The following is a 20,314-nucleotide window of genomic DNA, read 5'->3' on the forward strand; positions in this document are numbered from 1 at the left end:
TCAGGTCCTCGTGGCATATCACCGATCTCCGTGCAGTCGGCTTGAATGATCGAGAGCCAGTCGGCGTGCGGCTCTTGCTGGCGAATGGTGGACCTCCGGGCACGATAAGGCTGCCGCCCTGACTTCTTCGAGAACGCGTCGCCCAGACCCGACCGGCGATCCGGATCGGACCATTTAGGTCGCAGGTTTCAGTTCGACATTCTTACCCGCCACCCGCCTTCTCGATCATGCGCATGACGGCATGGAGCTCCCTCTCGTAAGTCGGTCCGGTGGCGTAGCCCGCGCGAGCGACTTCGGTTGCGAAGGCGTATGGGTCGTGGCTGACCGTGAACGCCTTGGCGTACCGCTTGTTGCGCGCCAGAAATGAGCCGTGCTCGCTGAACGCGGTGGCAGCGTCGGGATAGACGCGGAACCAGTCGCGCACGACATAGTCGTACTTGCCGTCGGGCCGCGGCGTCACCGAGATCACTTCGGGGAATTTGGCGTCGGGCCGCGACATGACCTCCTTGGTCTTCAGCAACTGCCGCATGTTTTCGGGCATGCTGGCTTTTGCCTTGATACCGAAAAAATTGAAGCCGGGCGCATGCGCACCCCAGCCGGATTCCAGCGCTGCCTGGCCGAGCGTTACCAGGGCGGGTACGCGGCTCGCCGCCTGCGAAGCCCTGGCTGACTCGCCGAACGTGGCGACGAACGCTTTCGGCGCGAGCTTCTTGCCCGGCACGTAGGGCAAGGGCGTCGGCGCAGGAGGCGTAGGAGCGGGGGCGGGCGGCAGCGAGCGGCCACCCAGCGCGGCGCCAATCGCGGTTTTGGTCGCCGCGCCGACGACGCCGTCGGCCTCCAGCCCGCTGCGCGACTGAAACCCACGCACCGCGCGTTCGGTGTTCGAACCAAAATCACCGTCCACTGCCAAATCGTAACCGAGCCCGACAAGGGCGCGCTGCAGGCTGCTCACGCCGTCGCCTTTGCTGCCCCGGCGCAGCGTCGGTCCGAGCATGAATTCGGCGACGCCTTTGAGGCGGTCCACCAGCCCCGGATCGCCTCCCGCTTCGCCCGCGAGCAGGGCTTCCAGGGTGAGGGTCTCGTCGGCTGGAGATTCGCCCTCGCAGGCGGCGCGCACGTCCTCACTGTCGCTGGAATTCTCCTGCCAGTTCTCCTGCCAGTTCTCCTGCCAGTTCTCCTGCCAAGTCTCCTGCCATCCCTCGTCCTCGGCTTCGCTCTGCGCGCCCGGCAGCGGCGCGAGGTCGAGGTGGAAGTGGATGATTAGGGGATGCGGTCCATGCCAGTTGAGCCCCGTCACGCGCTTGTTCTTGTCTTTGCGCGTCGTGCCGACGAAGATCACGTTGCGCTTGCCGGTCTCCCGGTTGATCTCGTCGGCGACCGCGAAATCGTTGTAGATGACCCGCCATTTGGCCGGCATCGCCTTCGCGGTCTCGTTCACCGCGCGCAGCAACCTCAAGGCATCGTCGCGGAGATAGAAACCGCGAGCGTCGCGCCTGTTCAGGAACAGATCGAGCGAATAGCCGCGGTCGTTGAAGCTCCCGCCGCCATGTCCGCGATACGTGCCCGCTCCGAGGCCTGCGCCGTAGCGGCGGCGCAGCTCGGCAAAGAAGCGGACCATGATCGGCGCGACAGGCGCCTTGCCGCTTCCGTCGATCGACGCGTGACTGACCAGCTCCACCCGCTGCGCCGGCGGCCCGAAATCGCCGAGCGAGCCGCCCGATGGCTCGGTGCGGAAGCGCATCTCTTCCTCGCGGCTGATCATCCAGGCGCGGCGGAGAACGTCGTCGGCGTACTTCGTCCCGAAGCGCATGCGGGCGCCCTTCAGCGTATCCTCGTAGTCGCCGCGCAGCGCCGCGCTTCGTTCGTCGGCCGAAGGCTTTCCGCCCGTCCGCCGCGACCACTCCGCAGCCAATCTGGCAATGAAGGCATCGAGATCCTCGTCGACAGGAAGCGGCGCAGGCGGGGTCGGTGCCGGCGGGATGGGAGCAGGTGGAGTAGGTAGCGGCGCGATCTTGCCCCCGAGCGCTGCGGCGATAGCCGCCTTGGTGCGCGGGCCGACCACGCCGTCGGCGGCGAGGCCTGCGCGGGACTGAAAGGCGCGGACCGCTTTTTCCGTTGCAGCGCCAAATCGTCCGTCGATTTCGCCCGCCGAATGGCCGAGTTGCGCCAGCGCGCGCTGCAGCGCTTCGACACCGGCGCCGCCGTTGCCGCGGCGAAGCGTCGGTCCGACCACAAGAGCCGAGGCGCCCTGCAAGAGGTCGGCAGCTCCACCGGCCTCGGTGTCGAATGCGCGCACGCCGACGCCTGCAGGCCATCCTGCATCATCCGATTCCGGTTCGAACCACTCGGCCTCGAATTTTCGGGGCGCCGAGTGAGCGCCGCACCCGCATCCGCATCCTTCGTGCTCGATTTCGTCCTCGGACGATTCAGGCCAGCCCGTGTCGGAGAAGTCTTCGTCGAGCTTGTCGCCAGGAAGGCCTGCTTCCACGTCCCGCCAAGCCAACGATTCCCCGTCGCCTCTCTCGAGATGTGTTTCCGCGCTCGACATCGCATCGAAATCCTCGAAGGCCTCGCCATCCGGGGCGCCGAGCTCGCTCAACAAGGTCGGGAGCAGTTTACCGGGCAGCGCGCAATGGGTGATCGAATTTGGCACGGGGCGCAGCGCCACGGCGCCCGCACTGGCGCGGCCGTCGAATTTGTCGGTCGGAGATTTGGCGCGGTAAACGATGTCCACGCCCAAACCCGGCCGGGCTGCGGCGAGCGTCTTGAACGCCGCGATGGGCGGGCTTCCGTAGGTGGCGTCAAGCACCCACACCTTGACGAGCTTCGCAAGCGCGCCGGTGCCGAGCGCCGTGGATTTGTTCGCGTTGGCGAGCGGATAGAGCACGCCGTAGGCGCGCGAGTGCCCGGAAATGACGAGCCGGCCTATTTGCGTGCCGCTCCGCTCGAGGCGGCGGTCCGTCTCGCCCAGCACTTCGGCAAACAGCGCATTGAGCTGCGCAGGCCGGTCGAGGCCGTGTGCACTCCAGCCTGCGTCGCTCCCAATCTGGAGCTGCGGCACGATCAGCAGCATCGGCCGGCCGCTGTCGGTCACGATCTTGCCGAGCCTGAAGGTCGCCTCCGTCACGATGCCCGCAGGCATGGCTCGCGGCACGCCGCAAGGACTGAGCAACCCGTGGATGTAGAGCAACATGTCCACCGGCCCGCTGCCTCGAACGGCCGCGGCCGGCGCGAATACGGCGATCTTCGTCCCGGTGACGCGGGAGCGGTAGATCCATAACGCGCCGTCAAGATACGGCTTCGTGGACGGAACGACGGCTTCGCTTTCGAACTCGCTCGTGATCGTCGGCTTGCGGCGAAACTCCCAGTGCCATTCCTCGGTCGGCAACTGCTCGAAGCCGTAAGCCGCCGCGTTCTGCTTCAGCCATCCATAGAACCAGCTCCTGCGCCAGGCCGCTCGCGCTGCGTCACTGCTACTGTTGGCAACCTCGAATCCCGCTTTTCTGTTCTGATAGAAGTCGACGGCAATGCCGTTTTGGTGATTGCTGTAGCCTGGCGCCGCAATCCGGCCACCCAGGCCAAAGCCGCCGTAGGCCTTCGACTTCAGCATGTAGGCGGCTGCCGCCTTCGAATGCGGACCTTCGGCAAGAGCTTCGCGGTGCGCGCGTGTCCGGTTGTAGTAGCCCTTGAAATACCTGAGCCACAGCGAGCGCTGGTGCTCGCTGCCGCGATAGCCGCTTGCTGCCGTCAATCGTTTCGTTTGCAGCGCATCTGCATCACCCGCAATCTGAGCCTTCTGCAGATCTGCATTTGCAGCGGCGAGCAGGCGGCCTGCGGCCCGCGCGGTCTCCGGCCGCGTCTTGACGCTGGTGCCGGGGATCGTCTCGACCTGAGTGCTGCTCAGGTCCGGCAGGGGAGCACCCCTGGCCTTGCGGCTGCGGGCGATATGCTCGGCGAGCACATTGTTGCGAAAGGCGATCTGCTCCGCTGTTGCGGTCCACGCCTCGGACTCGAGATATTCGTCCTCACCTTCGTGTTCGTCTTCGGCGCAGCGGCTGGCTCCGGATTCCAGCTCGCGAGCCTCCTCGAGCTCGCGCTCCCAAGGCTCCGAGCTTTCGTCTCGCGCGGCTTCGTTATCCGCGGAAAAGCCATGCGAATCCCACGCCTGGGCTTCAAGCCCGGTGAACGACGTTTCATCGTAATCTTCCGACAGCGAGCCTTCCACCTCCGGCTCGAAGCTCTCGCTCAGCAGGGTCATGCCCTCGACGGCGAAGAAGGCGTAGCTATCCGCGTTGTCCAGAGCCTGCTTCGGGGACAGGGTCGAGTATTTCGGTTCGTGCTCGTAGGCCTGGTCCTTGATGCCGACATAGCGATGCGCGACCTCGTGGATGAGGGTCACCTCCTGCGTGTCGGGCGCCAGCGCGCTGAAGTTGCAGTGCCTCGGCCGGGTGTCGAAGCAGATGTGGACCTTGCCGAAACCGCCGAACAACTGCGTCGTCAGGGCATAGCCGCAGACGGCTCCCTTGCCGTCCGTGGCGCAGTCGGTCTCGCCGCGGAACTTGATTCCATCCTTCAGCGCTATTTCGATCCGCATCAGCCGTGTGACGATGTGACGGAGATCGTCGTGCTTCGTGGTGTGAAAATGCCGCAGCAGCAGCTGCCGCGTGGCTGCGCCCATCTGATCCGGCCGTCCGTACGCGCTGCCGACGAACGAGGCCGCATGCCGCACTGCGCGCAGACACCGTTCGGCGACGTCAAGTAGCAGGTGCTTCTGCGTCGACGTACAGTTCGCGAAGGAGTGGGGTGAGCCCAGTTCTTCCTCCTCGAGGGACTGGGATTCACCCGCACCAGTCCACTCCGCTTCGCCCGAAAAGGCCACGAACGGGTTGTCCTCGAGCGTGGCGAACGCTCCAATTCCGCTGTGGTTCTCCGGCTCGGACGTCTCCGCGAACGGAGCGTCGAGGCCGAGCGGGTCGAGCGATTGGAAATCCTGCGTGGACCCGTGCATCGTCTGCCTCCTGCGTTGACCTCAACGTGCGCCGACGAGCAGCGGCGGCCGGGTCGGCGGCCGCATCTCGATCGGCTTTGCGCGTGTCTTCAGATCCTTGCCAGTTGCGGATGCCCACTCAGTGATGACCCGCCTGCTCGAAGCTCCGATCGGCGAAGCTGCGCCCGGCGGCGAACCGACCGGCGGCTGCTCGAGGTAGAGAACCCACGCCAGTTCAGGTCCGGACACGACGCCGGACTCGACGATGCGCAGGAACCGGGAAAGATCGCCGGCCATCGAGAACAGAGCCGACGACCTGCTGTGCGGTGCGAGCCCAACGCGCTCGCCGATCATCCGCAGACGCTCGTAGGGGCTCGTGGCGTTGGCAACCAGATCCTCGACCACCGGCGTGTTGGCGCTTAGCGTCAATTCGGCCCAGCCGAGGGCCGTTGCCGCGACCAGCTCCTCCCGGCTGAGCAACTGATTTTGCCGCCGGGCGCGCAGTGCAAATCGCAGCGCTTCGGCGATCCTGAAAATCCGATCGTCGTCTGAGGCGTTCACGCCGGATGTGTTGCGAACGTTGGTGATCGCCTGCCACAGTTCAAAAAGGAGTTCCTCGAACACCTGGATGAATGACGCGTTCGCGTGCGTGGCCTTGTCGTAGGTGGGCGGCCGGTTGTCGTCGGTGCCGAATGCCAGGTCGAGGCCGAAGAGCCGCCAGTATGCGTTGCGCCGTACCGCCTCGGGATCGGGACGGATGACACTGGTGGACAGCCACGGGGCAAGCGGATTGGCGGCACCAAACAGCAGCACCTCGGTGATCTCGAGCCAACGCTGGGTCGCGATTGACGGGATGCCCAATCCCTCGCCGGAGCGATACTCCCGGACGACGCGGCGCAGGATCTGGATGGCGCGTGTGTTCTCCAGAACGTAGCTGTAGCCGAGGTGGTCCCATTGCGGGACACCGGCCAACGACGGATCCGGGATGAATGGCGCGAATGCGCCGATGTCGTAGCGGAGGAAGGCCAGCCGGGCCGGGCTGGCCGGCTGCGGATTCGGCGGCGGTCCCCATACGCGAAAGGCGTTCCAGACCTGTTCCATGTGGAGCAACAGATCGAACGGATCGCACATGAGCACTATTGCGGCCGCCGCATCGCGCGACATGTTGGACGGCGGCGCCATCATGCGGTCAATCAGCTGCTGGATCATGACTAATACCTTTCGTTGTCGCGTGGGCGCGGAACGACCTCGCCGATGAATGGAACGGGACGCGTTGGTATCGGCACGGTCGATGCTCCGGACCAGCTCGGCCGCGCCGTGGCTTCGATCATGCTTGCGAGACGCGCGTTCACAGCGCCATCCGTGATCGGAACGCGATGAGGTCCGATCTCCGCCAGCGGTGCGAGCTTGGTGGACAGTTCCTCAAATCCGTTGGTCAGGATGCATTCGATCGCGCTCATCTGCGACAACCGGCTCAGCGCCTGATTCAAGTGGCACAGCTCCTGCTCGCGCTTCGCATCGCGCTCGTGCAGTTCGTTGATGGTCTGCTTGAGGAGGTCGATCTCCTCGTTGCGCGGGTGCCCGTCCGATTGGCGTTTGGCAAGCTCCAGCACGGAGTCGGATCCCGCCGAAGATGAAGGCTTCTTGGCCATGTCGTATTCCTTTCTCAATTCACGCCGCTTCGGCTTGGTTGACGAACCAGCTGCGTGCGCGTTCAATCCACATCGGTGCAGTCTCCGGACATTCGGCCTCGCGCAGGCCGGCGAGTGCGACGATCCGTATTCCCTCGCGCTGCCGCCACGCCGGCGACGTCCAGAGCGCTGCGCCAGCGGTGTGTTCGAGCTCGGCAAGCGCCTGGGGCGAGACGCGTTTTGGATCGACCAGGTCGGTCATCGGCCGGCCGCCGAGCCCCGGTACGGGCGCTGAGAGACACGCTTCTGCGATCCTTGGCATCGCGGCCTTCGAGCGGGCGAGCAGGGGCTGCAGCGTCTCTTCGGCGAGGGCGATCGGATAATGCGCTTCCATGGCCCGTTGCAGGGCATTCCATGGGCCCTTGTCGCCGAAGCAGAGGCGTGACATTGCGCAACCGAGGACTGTGCGAAGCCACCCGATCGGGTGCGGGTCGCCCACCGGCCATTGCAGGATGGTGTCGGCATTGCCGACGACGTCGTAGAGCGCCGCCGTCGAGGCATAGCCGGTGTGAAGAAAGGCAAAGACGTCGGCACCGATCTCGGAGGCCCAGGGTGTCCACATCGCCTGAAGCTTTTCATCGTCCTTCAGCGCGCGCGCTATGGCCGCTCGCACGGAGGGCGTCCAGCCGGTGAGGTGAGCGACCTGATGGCCAGTCTCGTGAAAGAGCGAGGTGGGGCGATAGAGATTGTGGCGCACGATCTTGATGGCCGCGACCGGCATGATGGCCCCGGGCGCCCAGAGGCGGACGCCCGCGCGCAGGATCGATGCGCCGGTTCCCTTGTCCTGGTACACCAGCACTCTTGGCACCGGCTTCCTCGCCCGCTCGAGCACGCCCTGCATGCTCGTGACCGCAAGCCGGTCGAGCGTCGTGAGCGCCTCGCGCAGAGGCGCACTCGTTCGCGAGTTCACGGCATCTCCGAGGAAATCGAGTGTGGTGTCGACCTGGACGTAGCGGCGACGGAAACGCTGGACACCGGTCGAGGCGGCTGGAATGCGGGCCGGATTCTTCCGCGCCTCGGCAACGACCCGCTGCGTCGCCTCACCGAGCTCGATGAGTTCCTCGACGACCGCGTTAATCTGCTGGCGCAGCGGCGCACCGGTGTCGCGTTCGACCGACTTCCAGGCCTCGATCGAAGCAAACTCCTCGGCATCGCGAAACGTGCGAGCGGCCGCCAGCCAGTGGGCGACCTGCCGCTGGAGGTCCGAGGTGACGAGATGCTGGTCGATGTCACGCGTCACTTGCCGCCCCGCCCAGGTGTGACGGAGATGGCGATGCTCGGTGTGCCGCGCAGCGCGGCGCCGGCCGGCGCGGACGCACCGCCGCGCAGCATCCTGCGGATCGCGTCGAGCCCGGGGACCGCGGTGAGGCGGATGCGAACCGTTACACCGGGATCGGGATGTCCGGCTGCGCGCACGAACGCTTCCGCATTGGCTCGCGCCCATTTCGTCAACGCCGGCATCACCCAGGCGCGCAGGCGCTGGCGCAGCTGTGCGGTCAGACCGGGCGGCAGCAGCTTGCCCCTTTGGGCAGCGAAGTCCTCGAAAGTCTCGCCGTCCTCACCATCCTCGCGCAACATCCGGAGAGGAGCCTGGCCGCCGGCGGAGAGTCGCTCCATGTCCTGGTAGGTCCTGGTGAGCGCCTGCAGCAGCGCAAGGCTTCCCTGGCCCTTGCGGATCGCCGCGACGATCTTCTGCGTCTCCGCCTCCGACAAGTAGATGCCGACGGTGATGCGTGCCTGGCGCATATTCACCGACGCCCAGGCACGGCTTGCGCGCAGACGCCTGGCCGCGGCCTGTCCCGCCGGGCCCGCGGGCAAAGTTGGCGGCGCGCCGGCGCCGACCGGCTCCAGAATGTAGAAGCGCTGGCCCGCGGCGATCCGCTGTCGCGAGCGGAGATATGCGGCGGGCACCGCGACGCCGAGCTTCGGTTCACGCAGTAGAACGCCGGCCGCCGCCGGCGTCAGCGGATGGACGTTGGCGGTGTTGATGTAGCCGCGGCCTGCGCCTGCGCCCGACCGGTCGGTGCGCACCATGCGCTGGAGCGTGGTGCCGGGCGCAGACTGATAGATGTGCATGCGCGCGCGGATCGGAAACTGCGCGCCCGCCGCCCGCATCGCCGCGCCGACCGTCGATCCGCCGAAGGTGGGCAGCGTGTCCGCAATCTGCGACGTCAACTGGATATCGGGCGTGCGGTTGTACTTGCGATAGGGCCGGAGGCTACGCGGGCGGCGGCTCACGAAGGTTCCGCCGAGCGACGGGGCCTGCTGCAGCGACGCACGAACGAAGCGAGGCGGGAAATGCGTTGCAACGGCTTGGCTAAACGCTTCTGCGGTCGCGAGCTGGGTCAGCTCTTCGTCCTCGAACACGTAGTCCTCGTTCTCGGCGAACTGGCGGACCGTATCCTCGACGACGCTGGCGAGCGCGACCGGCGCCACCTCGTCGCTGCGCTCGAGCTGCGCCCGGTCCTCGGCCTCGAGCGAGATGAGCCTCAGACCGGTATCTACGATGGCGTTCGACAGAGGCCCTTTGAGCTGCGGTCCTACCCATTTGCCGATCAGCTGGCCGAGATAATTGGCGAGAAAGCCCACCACCTTCGGTCGACCGACGAGGTTGATTCCGAGCCGCAGCGCGCCGAGCAGGGCGGGAACGAATTGCTCGATCGCCGGCGCGAGATCTTCGTCCTCGTCGGCGTCGCGCAGCCGTTCGATCAGTGCGCCGCGGGCTTCGGCGAGCACCTCGAGTTCCCGAGTCTCGATCTCGCTCTCGTCCGTCGCACCGAACGCCTCGCCTTCGAACTCGGCTGCCGCATCGCCCGCCAGTGCCTCCGCGATGGCCGCGTCGAAGGATTCGGCGAGCGATTCCATGTCGGTCAGGTTCGCCGGTGACACCTGAGCTTCGTCGATGCTCTCCTCCGCAGCCTCGGACGTGAATCGGGCGGCGAGCGCGCGTGCGTGCGGCTGCAGAGGTGCCGGCAACCGGCCGATGGCGAAGGACAGGACGCGCCGGAGCAGGGGATTGATCAGGCCGCGCAGCTTGTTCAGAACCGGCCCGAGCAGCGACCCCGCGACCTTGCCGACGCTCTTTGCCACATTGGCGACGGTCTTGACGACGCCCTTGGCTTTCTTGATGAGCTTGCCGATGAACTCCTCGCCGGCCGGCGTCAGCTCTCCGATCAATGGGTCGAATCTCTCCAGCACCTCATCGAGCTGTTGCTCTGAAAGGGAGCCGACGTCCAGGCCGGCCATCCCTGCTTCCAGCGCCTGCAGATACTGTTGCGCCTCGAAGCGCACCGGGGCAAGGTGCGCGTCGGCATAGCGCTCGCGCTCCTGTGCGGACGCCGGCGTCTCGCCGACGAACCGCTCGTCGAGTGCCTGCTCGGTCTCCTCGGCCAGAAACGCAAGCGCTTCGTCGAACGCTTCGTCGCGAAGCTCGGCATAGACTTCGGCCACCAGGCGGTCGGTCTCGGACTGGCTTGCGCCGCCATCGAGCGTCGCTGCGAATGGCGTGAGATTCTCGCTCCACGGAGCGAAGCCGATCGCCGCGCCGTTGCCGGTTTCGGCGAAGGCTTCAGCGAACGGATTTTCCTGCGCGGCGAAGAGATGGGATGACTCTTGTTGATTCAGCATCGCGCGACTCCGGCCTCCTGAACATCTGCGGTGCAGTTGAGCATGACCGCCGTCCGCCGCTGTGTGTGGCGCCGTCGCCTTGCCGTCTTGTTCGCGCGCTCAGTGCGGATTGCTGCCGTGGCCGCGGCGCTTTCCGAGGCGTCCACGCAGCGTCGCAGGATCGTCCGCGGGCAGGACGGCCGTCCCTGCAGACTCCGGAAAAGGACGAGACAGAAGGGAAGGAAGGGAAGGGGAAGCTAGTGCGCGGTGCGTGAGGCGGGACAAATGCCGGCCACGCGCTTCGCCAGCGCCTCATCCGGGGCGACGCCCAGCTCGCAGGCAAGGCGTTTTGCCAGCGAACGGTAGCACTGGACCGCCTGGTAGCGATTGCGCTGGGCGAGATATGCATCGATCAGCGCTTCGGCCGCCGATTCGCGCAGCGGCTCGGCGGCGAGCGCGGCGACTCCCGCCTGTGCTGCCAGCGCGAGATCCCCACACGTCGTCATCATCCGGCAGGCCGCCTCGAGCGCCTCCACCCGCAGCAGGCGAAACGCCTCCTGCGCGGCGATCAGCCACTCCTCATGCCAGCCGGGCAGAACGTCGTTCGATAGCAATACGATGTCCTCGAAGGTAAGCGCTTCGCCCTTGAGGGCACGGGCCGCGATGGCCTGCGCGCGCGAGAAATCGACGTCCGCCGACAGCACCAGCTCGTCGCCCATGGTCTCGATCCAGCCGCGCGGAACGTGCCACAGCGCGCGGCGGAGGTTGGCTCGGCCCGCGTCTTCGGCGAGATCCAGCCAGAGATTGCTGGCGGCTGCGGTGCGCGAGACCGGCCGACCTTGAAGCGCGAGAAAGGCGAGAAGCCGGCGCGCCGGGAGCGAGAGGCGAACCATCGGGTAGACGCCAAGCCGCCCGAGAATGGCGACCTTGCGCTCCACTATCCTCTCACTGATGCCCCCCGTCATGAAGAGCCTTCCTGGTCGCGAGATTATGAACAGTTCGACCGAGCTCTGGCCGGCCGAGTAAAATCTTCTGTTAGGCCGTTCGTATTGCGGCCGGTCCTTAAATTCTCGACACTAGGCTGACAACCGGCGTGGTATGGTACGCCCGCCGCCCATCGTGGGCAACAAATCGGGCTGGAGCCCGAGGCCGGGACTTAGCGACAGATTTAATCGCGTTTTACTGTTCAATGGCGCGGGTGCGTGCGTATGCCGAAAACCGTGGTCGAACACTGTGGCGAACACGAGGCCTGTTGGCAGTTCCGCCGCGCGCGCAGAATTTGCCGCAGATATCGCACATGGGCGTGCCCAGTCCTGTGCACATGTGGACCTCACCACAACTCCGACACGCGTTGATCGAAATCAGGCTCGACGGATTTGCAGCCAGAGCATCCTATGCTCGCGTGAGGGATGCGCGAGGCGGACCAAGAACCCAGACCGAATTCCGACCCGGACAGTCGTCCGATGCAGATGCTTTATCTCTCGATCAGTTCGTACCGTAGCGGTGTTTTCTATCCCGATAGTATGAACTAGTTCATTCTTGAGCCGCAACCAGAAGCTCCACGTCGAGCATAGCGGGTCAAAATGCAATGTTCGGTTGTAAAAATGAAGCGGCGCACGCATCTGACAAGAGTACTGCCTTGACCGTCTGAGACGCGGCTGTTCACGCCAGCTATCTGCCTTCGCTGCAGCAAAGGCGAGCAAGGGGCGGCCGACTGTTATCCTGGCGAAGACCAGCTCCTGTCCCATCAGCGAAGTTGCACCTCCGCGGCCGGTAGCCCGCTCGTTGAGCCAGAGCCGGACCAGATTTGCTCAACCTGAATTCTTCGCGTTTTTGACCCATCTGCGACATAAGCTGTATCGCAATCCCGCAGCACAGCAGTCCCTGCCGTATCGAGGTGTGCTATCCTTCAGAAGCACGGGAGGGACCGGGCAATGAACCGACGCTGGTTCATGACGATGCTCGGCGGCGCGGCCGCGTGGCGCGCGCGCAGCAAGCCCCAAAGATTTATCGGATAGGCTGGTTGAGCCCGGGATCGGGGATCTATCCTAGTACCGACTATAGCAATGAGCTAAACGGAGCTTTCACTGAGGGCCTCCGCCAGTTGGGCTGGATTGAAGGGCAAAACTTCATCTTTGAGCGTCGATACGCCGAATGGCTCGACCGAATGCCTGAGCTAGCGAAGGAGCTTGTGAATCTCGAGGTGGATGTGATTGTAGCAGGGGGAACGCAAGCGCCGCTTGCTGCCAAGAGTGTCACCGCAACAATCCCCATCGTCATGACAGGCGCGGGCGACCCGCTAGGAAGTGGTCTCGTCGCCAGTTTGGCGCGGCCAGGCGGAAACGTGACCGGACTGAGTCTCATGGTGCCGGACCTGGGCGGGAAACGACTGGAAATGCTCAGCGAGTTTGCCCCTAGTACCTCTCGCGTGGCAGTCATTTGGAATGCGGCGAATCCTTATTCAGCACGCGTCTTCGGCGAAACCAAAGAGGTGGCCCAGAGATTGGGGCTTGAGGTTCAATCCATCGATGTGCGAGTTCCCGCTGACTTCGACTACGCGCTCGAAGCCGTCACGGAGCAGCGCGCGAATGCTCTGGTTGCGGTAGAGGAACCTCTAACCATCACCTATCGTAAAAAGATTGTGGATTTCGCGGCCAAGAACCGGCTCCCGACGATCTACGGACTGCGCGTATTTGCGGATGATGGTGGGCTCATTGCCTATGGAGCAGATCTTGCTGATTTAAGTTGGCGTGCTGCTGGCTATGTCGACAAGATCTTTAAAGGCGCAAAACCCGCCGATCTCCCCGTTCAGCAGCCGGCGAAGTTTGAACTGGTGATCAATCTCAAGGCCGCCAAGGCGCTCGGCCTCGACATGCCGCCGACGCTGCTCGCCCGCGCCGACGAAGTGATCGAATAGTGGGGCGGTTTGCTGCGATTGCTTACAGCCGCTTTTGGCCCATGCCGCCGCATCGCACGGCCGAGGATATGTCGGCTGTCAGGGGTGGACCCGACCTAACTTAAACGGGGCCAAACCGACGCGATTGACCCTAAGCGGACTTGGGCGACGGTCAGTGGCCTGCTTTGTATTTGCGAGTGGCTCAATTTGAGTTACCGAAAGAATAATTACTTCTCGCTGCGTATCAAAAGATACATAACCAAACCCGGGGCTGTGTCATTATCCCTTCATCACGGACCGGACCTTGGCTTTTATCCGTGACGAGAACGCCGATTGCGCTCCCGCCTTCCTCCAATGGAAAGGAGCGCGTTATGACGATCATTCGTCGTCGTCGTTTCAAACAAACTAAGTCACTAAAAGTACGGCTTCTCGAAGAGGCTCACAAGCTCTTGGAGGAGGCTAGGTTGCTGCCACACGGACCGGTGCGCGACGCGGCATTAAGAAGAGCGAGGCAAGCAGAGACAGCCGCTCACATGGACGATTGGCTTAACTCGCCCGGCCTACAGCCGCCGAAGAAGGACGATCTCCCGGGGCCGAAGTAAGGCCGTCTCAGTTCGCGGCCTCTTTCATTGGTTGTCCCTCACTTCCGCTTGTGGCCCGGAACTGACCGTCTGCGGCCTCGGGCCAACGTCGCCATGTGATCCTGAGGCGAAGCCGAGGATTCGCCCGTCTTCTACTTTGCATCAACAAGCCGACCACTTACCAACGGACCGCTACCTACGGTGCGGCGCGCATCGCGATCCTGCCTCCATCGACCACTCGGTCGCTGGGATGCAGAACTACCTGGTCCCCCGCAGCCAGCCCGGAGAGCACCTCGGCCACTTGGTTGTTGCGGTGACCGATGCTGACCAGCACGGTTTTGGCGCGACCGTTCTCATCGGCGAAAACAGCCCACTGATCGCCTTTCCTGAACAAGGCGCTCACCGGCACAGTCAGAGCGTCCGAAGCGCTCCAGGTGGTGACGTGGACGACGACCCGGTAGTCGTGGCCGAGCGATGCCCACGCCTCGGGCGGATCCACGAAGTCGATGGTTACCCGAACTCGCTGTTCTTCGATGCCCAGGGCCGAGACCTTCGGGAAGCCGGCCGGGTCCACACGGACCACCTTTCCCTTGATCGGCTGGCCGCCCAGCCGTCGATCCGGACGGGGGCGCCGACCCTGACCTGGACGGCATCGGTCCAGAGCAGGTCTGCCACAACCTCCAGATCAAGTGGGTTGCCAATGTCGACGAGGGGCGTCCCGGGAAGGACGGTCGCCTCGCTGTCCTGGGCAATCTTCAGTACCCGTCCGTTCGCCGGCGCGAGCACCCGGACGCAGCAGGTCGGCTCCGCAGAGGGCACGGCGTTGGCCGGATCCATCAATCGAGCTGCCAAGCTGGTCCGCACCGCGCGGCGCATCTCGACCTGGGCCTTGGCGCTCGCCAGATTGGCTTCGCTGGTCGCCACCTCGAACTTCGCCTTGTCGAACGCCTGTGCCGAGGTGGACTGCGTCCGCAACAGCGCTTGCGCCCGTTGAAACTCCGTCTTGGAAAAATTCAGTGCGGCCTGGATCCGTTGCACCTCTGCCTCCTGCTGCTGAATGGCCGCGTCGGCGGCAAGCACCTCGGCCTGAAGCTGGTCCCGCGAACGCACGTCGATGAAACCGGGCAGCGCCGGCTGCATCAGGGCCATGACCGTCTCGTTGGCGACGACTTCGTCGCCAACGTGTAGCGAAGGTCCCTTCTCGCCCATCGGATGCGAGATCCTCAGGACCTTCCCCGCGATCGGGGCCGAGACCGTGTAGACATGGGCACATCGGTCTTCCCGTCGTCGTCCGCCGTGACTTCGATAGGCCCCTTCCCGACGATCGCGAGGTCCACCAAAACAGGCCGGGGCCAGGCGAACCGGGCCAGTCCTCCCGCGACCGCAGCTAGAATCGCGGCGCCGATGATGCGTTTGATCCACTGTGCCGGCATGGCTAGTCTCGCGTCTTGAGGACCGCGACCACGTCCAGGTTGTCGATGCGTTGGCGGATGACGGCCGCGGAGGCGATGGCCGCCAGCACCACGACGGATGTGGCGACCACATAGGTCGAATGCTCGACGACCAGGCGGACGCGCATCAGTTCACCGGCAAGGTTCGTCTTCATGACCCAGGCGAGCCCGTAGCCCATCAACCAGCCAGGCGGTTGCGCGATCAGGGTGAGGATCGCGAGCTCCAGCAAGAGGATGCGCAGCACCTCGCCCCGCGTGAAGCCGAGCACACGCAGGCTGGCCCCGGAATGTCTGGAGGATTGGGTAAGCGAGGACAACTCGGTCCATGTGATCGATGTGTTCGTCGAGGCGCTCGACCTGCATGGACTGGGGTTTGAGCGTGTGATCGCCAAGGGGACGCCCGGCCCTCCTATCATCCGGCAGTTCTTCTGAAGCTTTACATCTATGGTTATCTCAATCGGGTGCAATCCAGTCGCCGCCTGGAACGTGAGGCTTGCCGCAATATCGAGGTGATGTGGCTGATCGGCCGCCTGGCTCCCGATCATAAGACGATCGCCGATTTCCGGAAGGACAATGGTGCGGCGATCCGGAAGGTTTGTGCGAAGTTCATTGCACTATGCCGGCAAATGGGCCTGTTGCAGACCCCAAGCGTCGCGATCGACGGTAGCAAGTTCAAGGCGGTGAGCAACCGCGACCGCAACTTCACGCATGCCAAGATGGCGAGGCGGATGGCGCAGATCGAGGAAAGCGTCGGTCGATATCTGCGTCAACTCGATAGCGCCGATCGGCAGGAGCCATCAGAAGCGATCAGCGCCAAGACGACGAGGATCAAGGAAAAGATCGCTCGGCTGAAGCAGGAGATGAGCCGCCTGGAACTGCTTGATGCGCAGATGCGCAACACGCCGGGTCAACAGATATCGCTCACCGATCCGGATGCCCGTTCGATGGCCACCAGTGGACGCGGATCGGGTGTCGTCGGGTACAATGTCCAGGTCGCGGTGGACACCGAACACCATCTAATTGTTACGCACGAGGTCATAAACGTTGGCAACGTCGTGGGCAGCTTGCTCGGATGTCGAAGCAAGCCAAAGAAGTGCTCGAAGCGGACAAACTCGAGGCGGTCGCCGACCGTGGCTACTTCGACGGAGAAGAGATATTGGCCTGCGAGAAGGCTGGCGTTGCAGTCACCTTGCCCAAGCCCATGACGTCGAACGCCAAGGCGGAGGGCCGGTTCGGCAAACAGGACTTCGCCTACCTGCCTGATGAGGACGTCTACCGCTGCCCATCCGGCCAGCTGCTGCCCTATCACTACACCAACATCGAGCATGGAATGACGCTGCGCCGTTACTGGTCGACAGCAGCGTGCCAAGGCTGCGCGATCAAGAGCCAATGTACGCCCTCAAAGGAGCGTCGCATCACGCGTTGGGAGCATGAGCATGTGGTCGAGGAGGTTCAGAGACGGCTCGATTCCAACCCAGACGCCATGCGGACGCGGCGCGAGACGGTCGAGCATCCCTTCGGCACGATCAAAGCCCGTATGGGTGCGACCCACTTCTTGATGAAGCGCCTGCGGAATGTCGCCGCCGAGATGGCGCTGCATGTTCTCGCCTATAATCTCACACGAGTGATGAACATCATCGGCAAGCCGAGCCTGATTGCAGCCATCCGCGCCACCTGAAGAGCGGAAAGTGCGCCCAAAAGCGCAATACTGCCTCGCGATCCCCCCTTTGGCCGTCATTGGACGATCCGACGCGAGAACATCAGCCGCCTGCAGTGATTGGCGACCACGGCCGCGTGCCGACCATCCGTTTGCACACAACCAAGACCCATAGCTGACGTAGGCCGGCTCTCCGGCGCGACCTGCTCCTATCGCTTTTGCCCGCTAGGGTGAGGAAGCGACCTAACCGTTCCCCCGTAGGAGCGCGGAACACTTGGACTGAATGTACATTAATCAACATGAACGACCAATTCAGGAAATTGGCGTCATGGGTATCGAACGTATGCACTCGCCTCATTACTGGGAGATGCGAGCGGAGGAGTTTCGGACGAAGGCGGACAACTGCGAGCATCCTGAGACAAGGAAAAGCTTGCGTAAGGTCGCTAAGACCTATGAGGAGCTCGCCCGCCGCGCGGAGCAGGTCCGCACCCTCCGAGATGTAGCAGAGCAGCCAGTTAGGAACTGCGGCAACTAGTGCGGCACTGCCTGTCTCGCCGCGCATTGTTGGCAGAAGGGCCGACTCGCTGGATTGGCAGTCTTGATGGTGCGGCCGTGTAGTTGCCGCTGTTTAAAGGTGTGGCAGGGAAGCTTGCGCTATCATGGCCGGATGAAGGGAAGAACCTGATCATTGACTACCGATCGCCTGTCGCGATTCAGACGTAGTCCCCGAGCGTCAGGTGCAAGGCGCAGGAAAGGCTCGCCGATGCACACTACCTGTTACACCAGTCCTGACGCTCTTGGATGGCGAGTTCCACCTTGGTGGCGAGCCCCAATAGGTTCGAGGAGAGATCAGCAAACAACTCCTTCTTCGATTGGTCGGCTGCGTGGCGTCTGCTGATAACCGCGCACTCCTCCGCTTCCGTGAGGAGTTTTTCTAGGTGGATTCGCATGTCGTGCATGGCTGTACCCTTGCGGCACTAACGTGCTGGCGCGCCACCGTGTCGCGGAACTGACGTCCCTCAATCTTCAATGGGCCGCCGGGTTGGTCGTTCCTAAAGCGAATGTGGGTATTGGCCAATTCGGCTACTTTTGAGTAGTTCCTGGATAGTTGCGTGTGGACGAAATAAACCGTTGGCCTTGTCACCTTCCTAGCCGCACTTTGTTCCATCACCGACTGGTCCGACACCTCTATCGGTGTGTGAACGCCAGTTGCGCTCCGCCTAACTCACCAATGGAGCAGCGCCATGATAGAGCGCCGTCGGTTCAAGCAGACCCAATCTCTCGACGAACGGCTTCACCAGGAAGCCAATCGACTGCGCGAGGAGGTGAAGTCTCTGCCGCGCGGCCCCGAGCGCGAGCAAGTTCTGCGGAAGGCCCGCCAGGCCGAAACCGCTTCGCATATGAGCGAGTGGTTGACGTCGCCCAGCAAACTCCGTCAGAAGGCGCGTACTGGTTTGGAAAACGCCAAGCGCTTTCAGGACAAGGCCGCCGAAGCTTTACAGATGGCCGATCAAGTCGGCAATGAGTCTAGGCGCGAAACATTACAACATATCGCCAAGAGCTAGACATCAGCCTTCGTGGTCGGCGATTATAAAAGTGAGATTGAATTGGTTGACCGGGCGGTTGCGCTCAACCCAAATTCATTTGTGGCATGGAGTTGCAGAGGCCAAGTCTTCAGAATACTCGGCTCGTGCACAAGGATAGCCGCCAAGAAAGCAAGCCGAACCGTCGAAAGAGGTGCGAGGAAAAACTCGGCGCTCCAGCACTCCAATGGATTTCTGGGAAGGAAGAGTTGGCAGCCGGTTGGCCGGCGGCGTAGGAGCAGTCGGTCGAAACTGAGATGTCTGTTGGGACGACATGGCAGATCGGTTCGTCCTGTCGAATACGGGAAAAACTGGCAAAAGTTCCCATTGAGCGCGAAAGTGGGGAGCTTGATGTGGAACCTGCTGGGCGAGGAGGGGCTGCCCGGTAATGGCAAAGCAGACCCGGCATCGACGGCTTTGCACCTGAATGCCGACCTGAAGCGGGTCATCTTTCGCTAGCTTCTTAGCTGCTGTTCGTGTCAGCACCCCGAGCCTACCCATGGCGCCAACAGCAATTCGACACCTGCCGGAGCCGCCGTTCTGCTCGAACTCGGCGAAGGACAATCGGGAGGTGCACGCTAACGGGCATTCGAGCGGCGGTGCTGCAAGGGGTTTGCAGTTGAGGCCTGCGACTTTTTAGGAACGTCGCATCCAAAAGCAAGTTGCGGGATCAAACAGGCTTCAAGGATAATGTCATGGCCAACTCTCCCGAAATGGTTCGTTCAAGCCACCGCACGCCCCCTCAGACGAGCGAGGTCGTTCCCGCTGACGAAATTCGCACAATCATGTTGAACCAGGTCGCGTGGGGCGCCGTTTTCGCGGGTGCAGCCATCGCCCTTGTCATACAGATTATCCTGAACATGATCGGTCTGGGCGTAGGTTTGTCGACTGTCGACGTTGGGGAGGGTAGTACGCCCAGCGCAAGCTCGATGTCGGTTGGTGCTGGTATCTGGTTCGTAGTTTCTGGAATTGTGGCTGCAGCGCTAGGGGGCTACATAGCCGGTCGGCTTTCTGGCAAGGCGTCGGCTTCAACGACGGCTTATCATGGACTGATGTCATGGGCCGTCTCGACGCTGGCAGTAATGTATCTGCTTTCTTCCGCCGCTTCCGGCATCGCTGGTGGCGCTCTCAGCACAGCGTCCTCCGCTTTGGGCGGAGCGGGCAAAGCGCTTGGAGGGTCGGTACAAACGGCAGTTCAGACGGCGGCGCCTACGCTGAACAATGTTAGCGATCCGATGGCTGCCATCGAAAGCAAAGTTAGAGGCGCCTCGGGAGGGCAAGATCCCGCTGCGCTTTGTGATGCCGCGGCCACAGCCGTCCGCGCGGCGCTAACGGGTGACGCTTCTCAGCAGGCAGCGGCTAACGACACGGCCGCCGAGGCTCTAGCCAAGGCGCAGAATATATCACAAGACGAAGCAAAGGCGCAGATCAGTCAGTACCAGCAACAATATAAAGAAGCGGTAGCCAAGACGAAGGAGCAGGCAAAGCAGGCGGCGGACACAGCGGCCAAGCGCGTCTCGCAAGGTGCATTGTTCGCGGCGGTGGCTTTGTTACTGGGCGCCTTGGCCGCGTTCTTTCCAGGGCAAGCCGGTGCCGTGAATCCAACAGTGTCGGCGCAAGTCGCCCGGCATTGACAACACGGACCGAAAAATTGACCTCAGCTCTCGACCAAGTTTAGCTGACCGAAAGTCGTCGTTCAGCCCTTTGTCCCTCGTTGAAACGCAGGCGACCTATCATGCATCATCGCTGGCAGATGATCAGGAAGGTCGCCGCGGACGAGCGGCTCCAAATGATCGTCTTGGCGGCCATTGCTTCATTTGCGGCATGGATCGTCACGGAATCGCTCCGAGCTTTGCTGGACT

General features: G+C 63.3%; 10 protein-coding genes and 2 pseudogenes. 4 read left to right on the forward strand and 8 right to left on the reverse strand.

From position 1 onward, the window contains the following. Positions 1 to 202: 202 nt before the first annotated feature. From ABIA45_RS38210 to ABIA45_RS38235, 6 genes are all read right to left on the reverse strand, one after another. A complete protein-coding gene (locus ABIA45_RS38210) occupies positions 203 to 5,008 on the reverse strand; it encodes a peptidoglycan-binding protein (RefSeq protein WP_404655463.1) in 4,806 nt (1,601 codons plus the stop codon). A gap of 21 nt (positions 5,009 to 5,029) precedes the next feature. Beyond that, positions 5,030 to 6,196 (reverse strand): hypothetical protein, encoded by a 1,167-nt coding sequence (locus ABIA45_RS38215; protein ID WP_225133342.1) that lies wholly within the window; start codon positions 6,194 to 6,196, stop codon positions 5,030 to 5,032. A 2-nt stretch (positions 6,197 to 6,198) separates the two neighbouring features. Next, positions 6,199 to 6,639 (reverse strand): hypothetical protein, encoded by a 441-nt coding sequence (locus ABIA45_RS38220; RefSeq protein WP_404655465.1) that lies wholly within the window; start codon positions 6,637 to 6,639, stop codon positions 6,199 to 6,201. Positions 6,640 to 6,658: 19 nt separating this feature from the next. Next, positions 6,659 to 7,918 (reverse strand): hypothetical protein, encoded by a 1,260-nt coding sequence (locus ABIA45_RS38225; RefSeq protein WP_225125295.1) that lies wholly within the window; start codon positions 7,916 to 7,918, stop codon positions 6,659 to 6,661. After that, the gene (locus ABIA45_RS38230; RefSeq protein ID WP_225125305.1) at positions 7,915 to 10,305 is read right to left on the reverse strand and encodes a hypothetical protein; all 2,391 of its coding nucleotides are present in this window, start codon (positions 10,303 to 10,305) and stop codon (positions 7,915 to 7,917) included. The genes ABIA45_RS38225 and ABIA45_RS38230 overlap by 4 nt, the downstream gene beginning before the upstream one ends. A gap of 236 nt (positions 10,306 to 10,541) precedes the next feature. Then, on the reverse strand, positions 10,542 to 11,249 hold the full coding sequence (locus ABIA45_RS38235; RefSeq protein WP_404655466.1) for a BTAD domain-containing putative transcriptional regulator: 708 nt from the start codon (positions 11,247 to 11,249) through the stop codon (positions 10,542 to 10,544). Positions 11,250 to 12,307: 1,058 nt separating this feature from the next. On the opposite strand from ABIA45_RS38235, the gene ABIA45_RS38240 reads away from it, so the two are divergent. Then, positions 12,308 to 13,201 (forward strand): ABC transporter substrate-binding protein, encoded by an 894-nt coding sequence (locus ABIA45_RS38240; protein WP_404655467.1) that lies wholly within the window; start codon positions 12,308 to 12,310, stop codon positions 13,199 to 13,201. 756 nt (positions 13,202 to 13,957) lie between these two features. On the opposite strand, the pseudogene ABIA45_RS38245 reads toward ABIA45_RS38240, so the two are convergent. Then, positions 13,958 to 15,194: pseudogene (locus ABIA45_RS38245) on the reverse strand (efflux RND transporter periplasmic adaptor subunit). A gap of 2 nt (positions 15,195 to 15,196) precedes the next feature. Further along, on the reverse strand, positions 15,197 to 15,529 hold the full coding sequence (locus tag ABIA45_RS38250) for an FtsX-like permease family protein (protein ID WP_404655469.1): 333 nt from the start codon (positions 15,527 to 15,529) through the stop codon (positions 15,197 to 15,199). Between ABIA45_RS38250 and ABIA45_RS38255 the strand changes: the two are divergent. From ABIA45_RS38255 to ABIA45_RS38265, 3 genes and pseudogenes are all read left to right on the forward strand, one after another. Continuing rightward, positions 15,447 to 16,890 (forward strand): annotated as a pseudogene (locus tag ABIA45_RS38255) (IS1182 family transposase). The gene ABIA45_RS38250 and the pseudogene ABIA45_RS38255 sit on opposite strands and share 83 nt — an antisense overlap. 1,223 nt (positions 16,891 to 18,113) lie before the next feature. Next, positions 18,114 to 18,434, forward strand: a complete 321-nt coding sequence (locus ABIA45_RS38260) for a hypothetical protein (protein WP_404655471.1) — start codon at positions 18,114 to 18,116, stop codon at positions 18,432 to 18,434. 713 nt (positions 18,435 to 19,147) lie between these two features. Continuing rightward, complete coding sequence (locus tag ABIA45_RS38265; RefSeq protein ID WP_404655472.1) at positions 19,148 to 20,086, forward strand: PhnA-like protein; 939 nt, start codon at positions 19,148 to 19,150, stop codon at positions 20,084 to 20,086. The last annotated feature ends 228 nt before the right edge of the window (positions 20,087 to 20,314 follow it).

The sequence above is a fragment of the Bradyrhizobium sp. USDA 336 genome, from assembly GCF_044908355.1.
Classification (GTDB): Bacteria; Pseudomonadota; Alphaproteobacteria; order Rhizobiales; family Xanthobacteraceae; genus Bradyrhizobium; species Bradyrhizobium yuanmingense.

Coding starts and splice junctions, on each gene's coding strand:
- ABIA45_RS38220 (WP_404655465.1), bottom strand. CDS start 6,639: ATGGCCAAGAAGCCTTCATCTTCGGCGGGATCCGACTCCGTGCTGGAG.
- ABIA45_RS38235 (WP_404655466.1), bottom strand. CDS start 11,249: ATGACGGGGGGCATCAGTGAGAGGATAGTGGAGCGCAAGGTCGCCATT.
- ABIA45_RS38260 (WP_404655471.1), top strand. CDS start 18,114: ATGATAGAGCGCCGTCGGTTCAAGCAGACCCAATCTCTCGACGAACGG.
- ABIA45_RS38265 (WP_404655472.1), top strand. CDS start 19,148: ATGGCCAACTCTCCCGAAATGGTTCGTTCAAGCCACCGCACGCCCCCT.
- ABIA45_RS38210 (WP_404655463.1), bottom strand. CDS start 5,008: ATGCACGGGTCCACGCAGGATTTCCAATCGCTCGACCCGCTCGGCCTC.
- ABIA45_RS38230 (WP_225125305.1), bottom strand. CDS start 10,305: ATGCTGAATCAACAAGAGTCATCCCATCTCTTCGCCGCGCAGGAAAAT.
- ABIA45_RS38215 (WP_225133342.1), bottom strand. CDS start 6,196: ATGATCCAGCAGCTGATTGACCGCATGATGGCGCCGCCGTCCAACATG.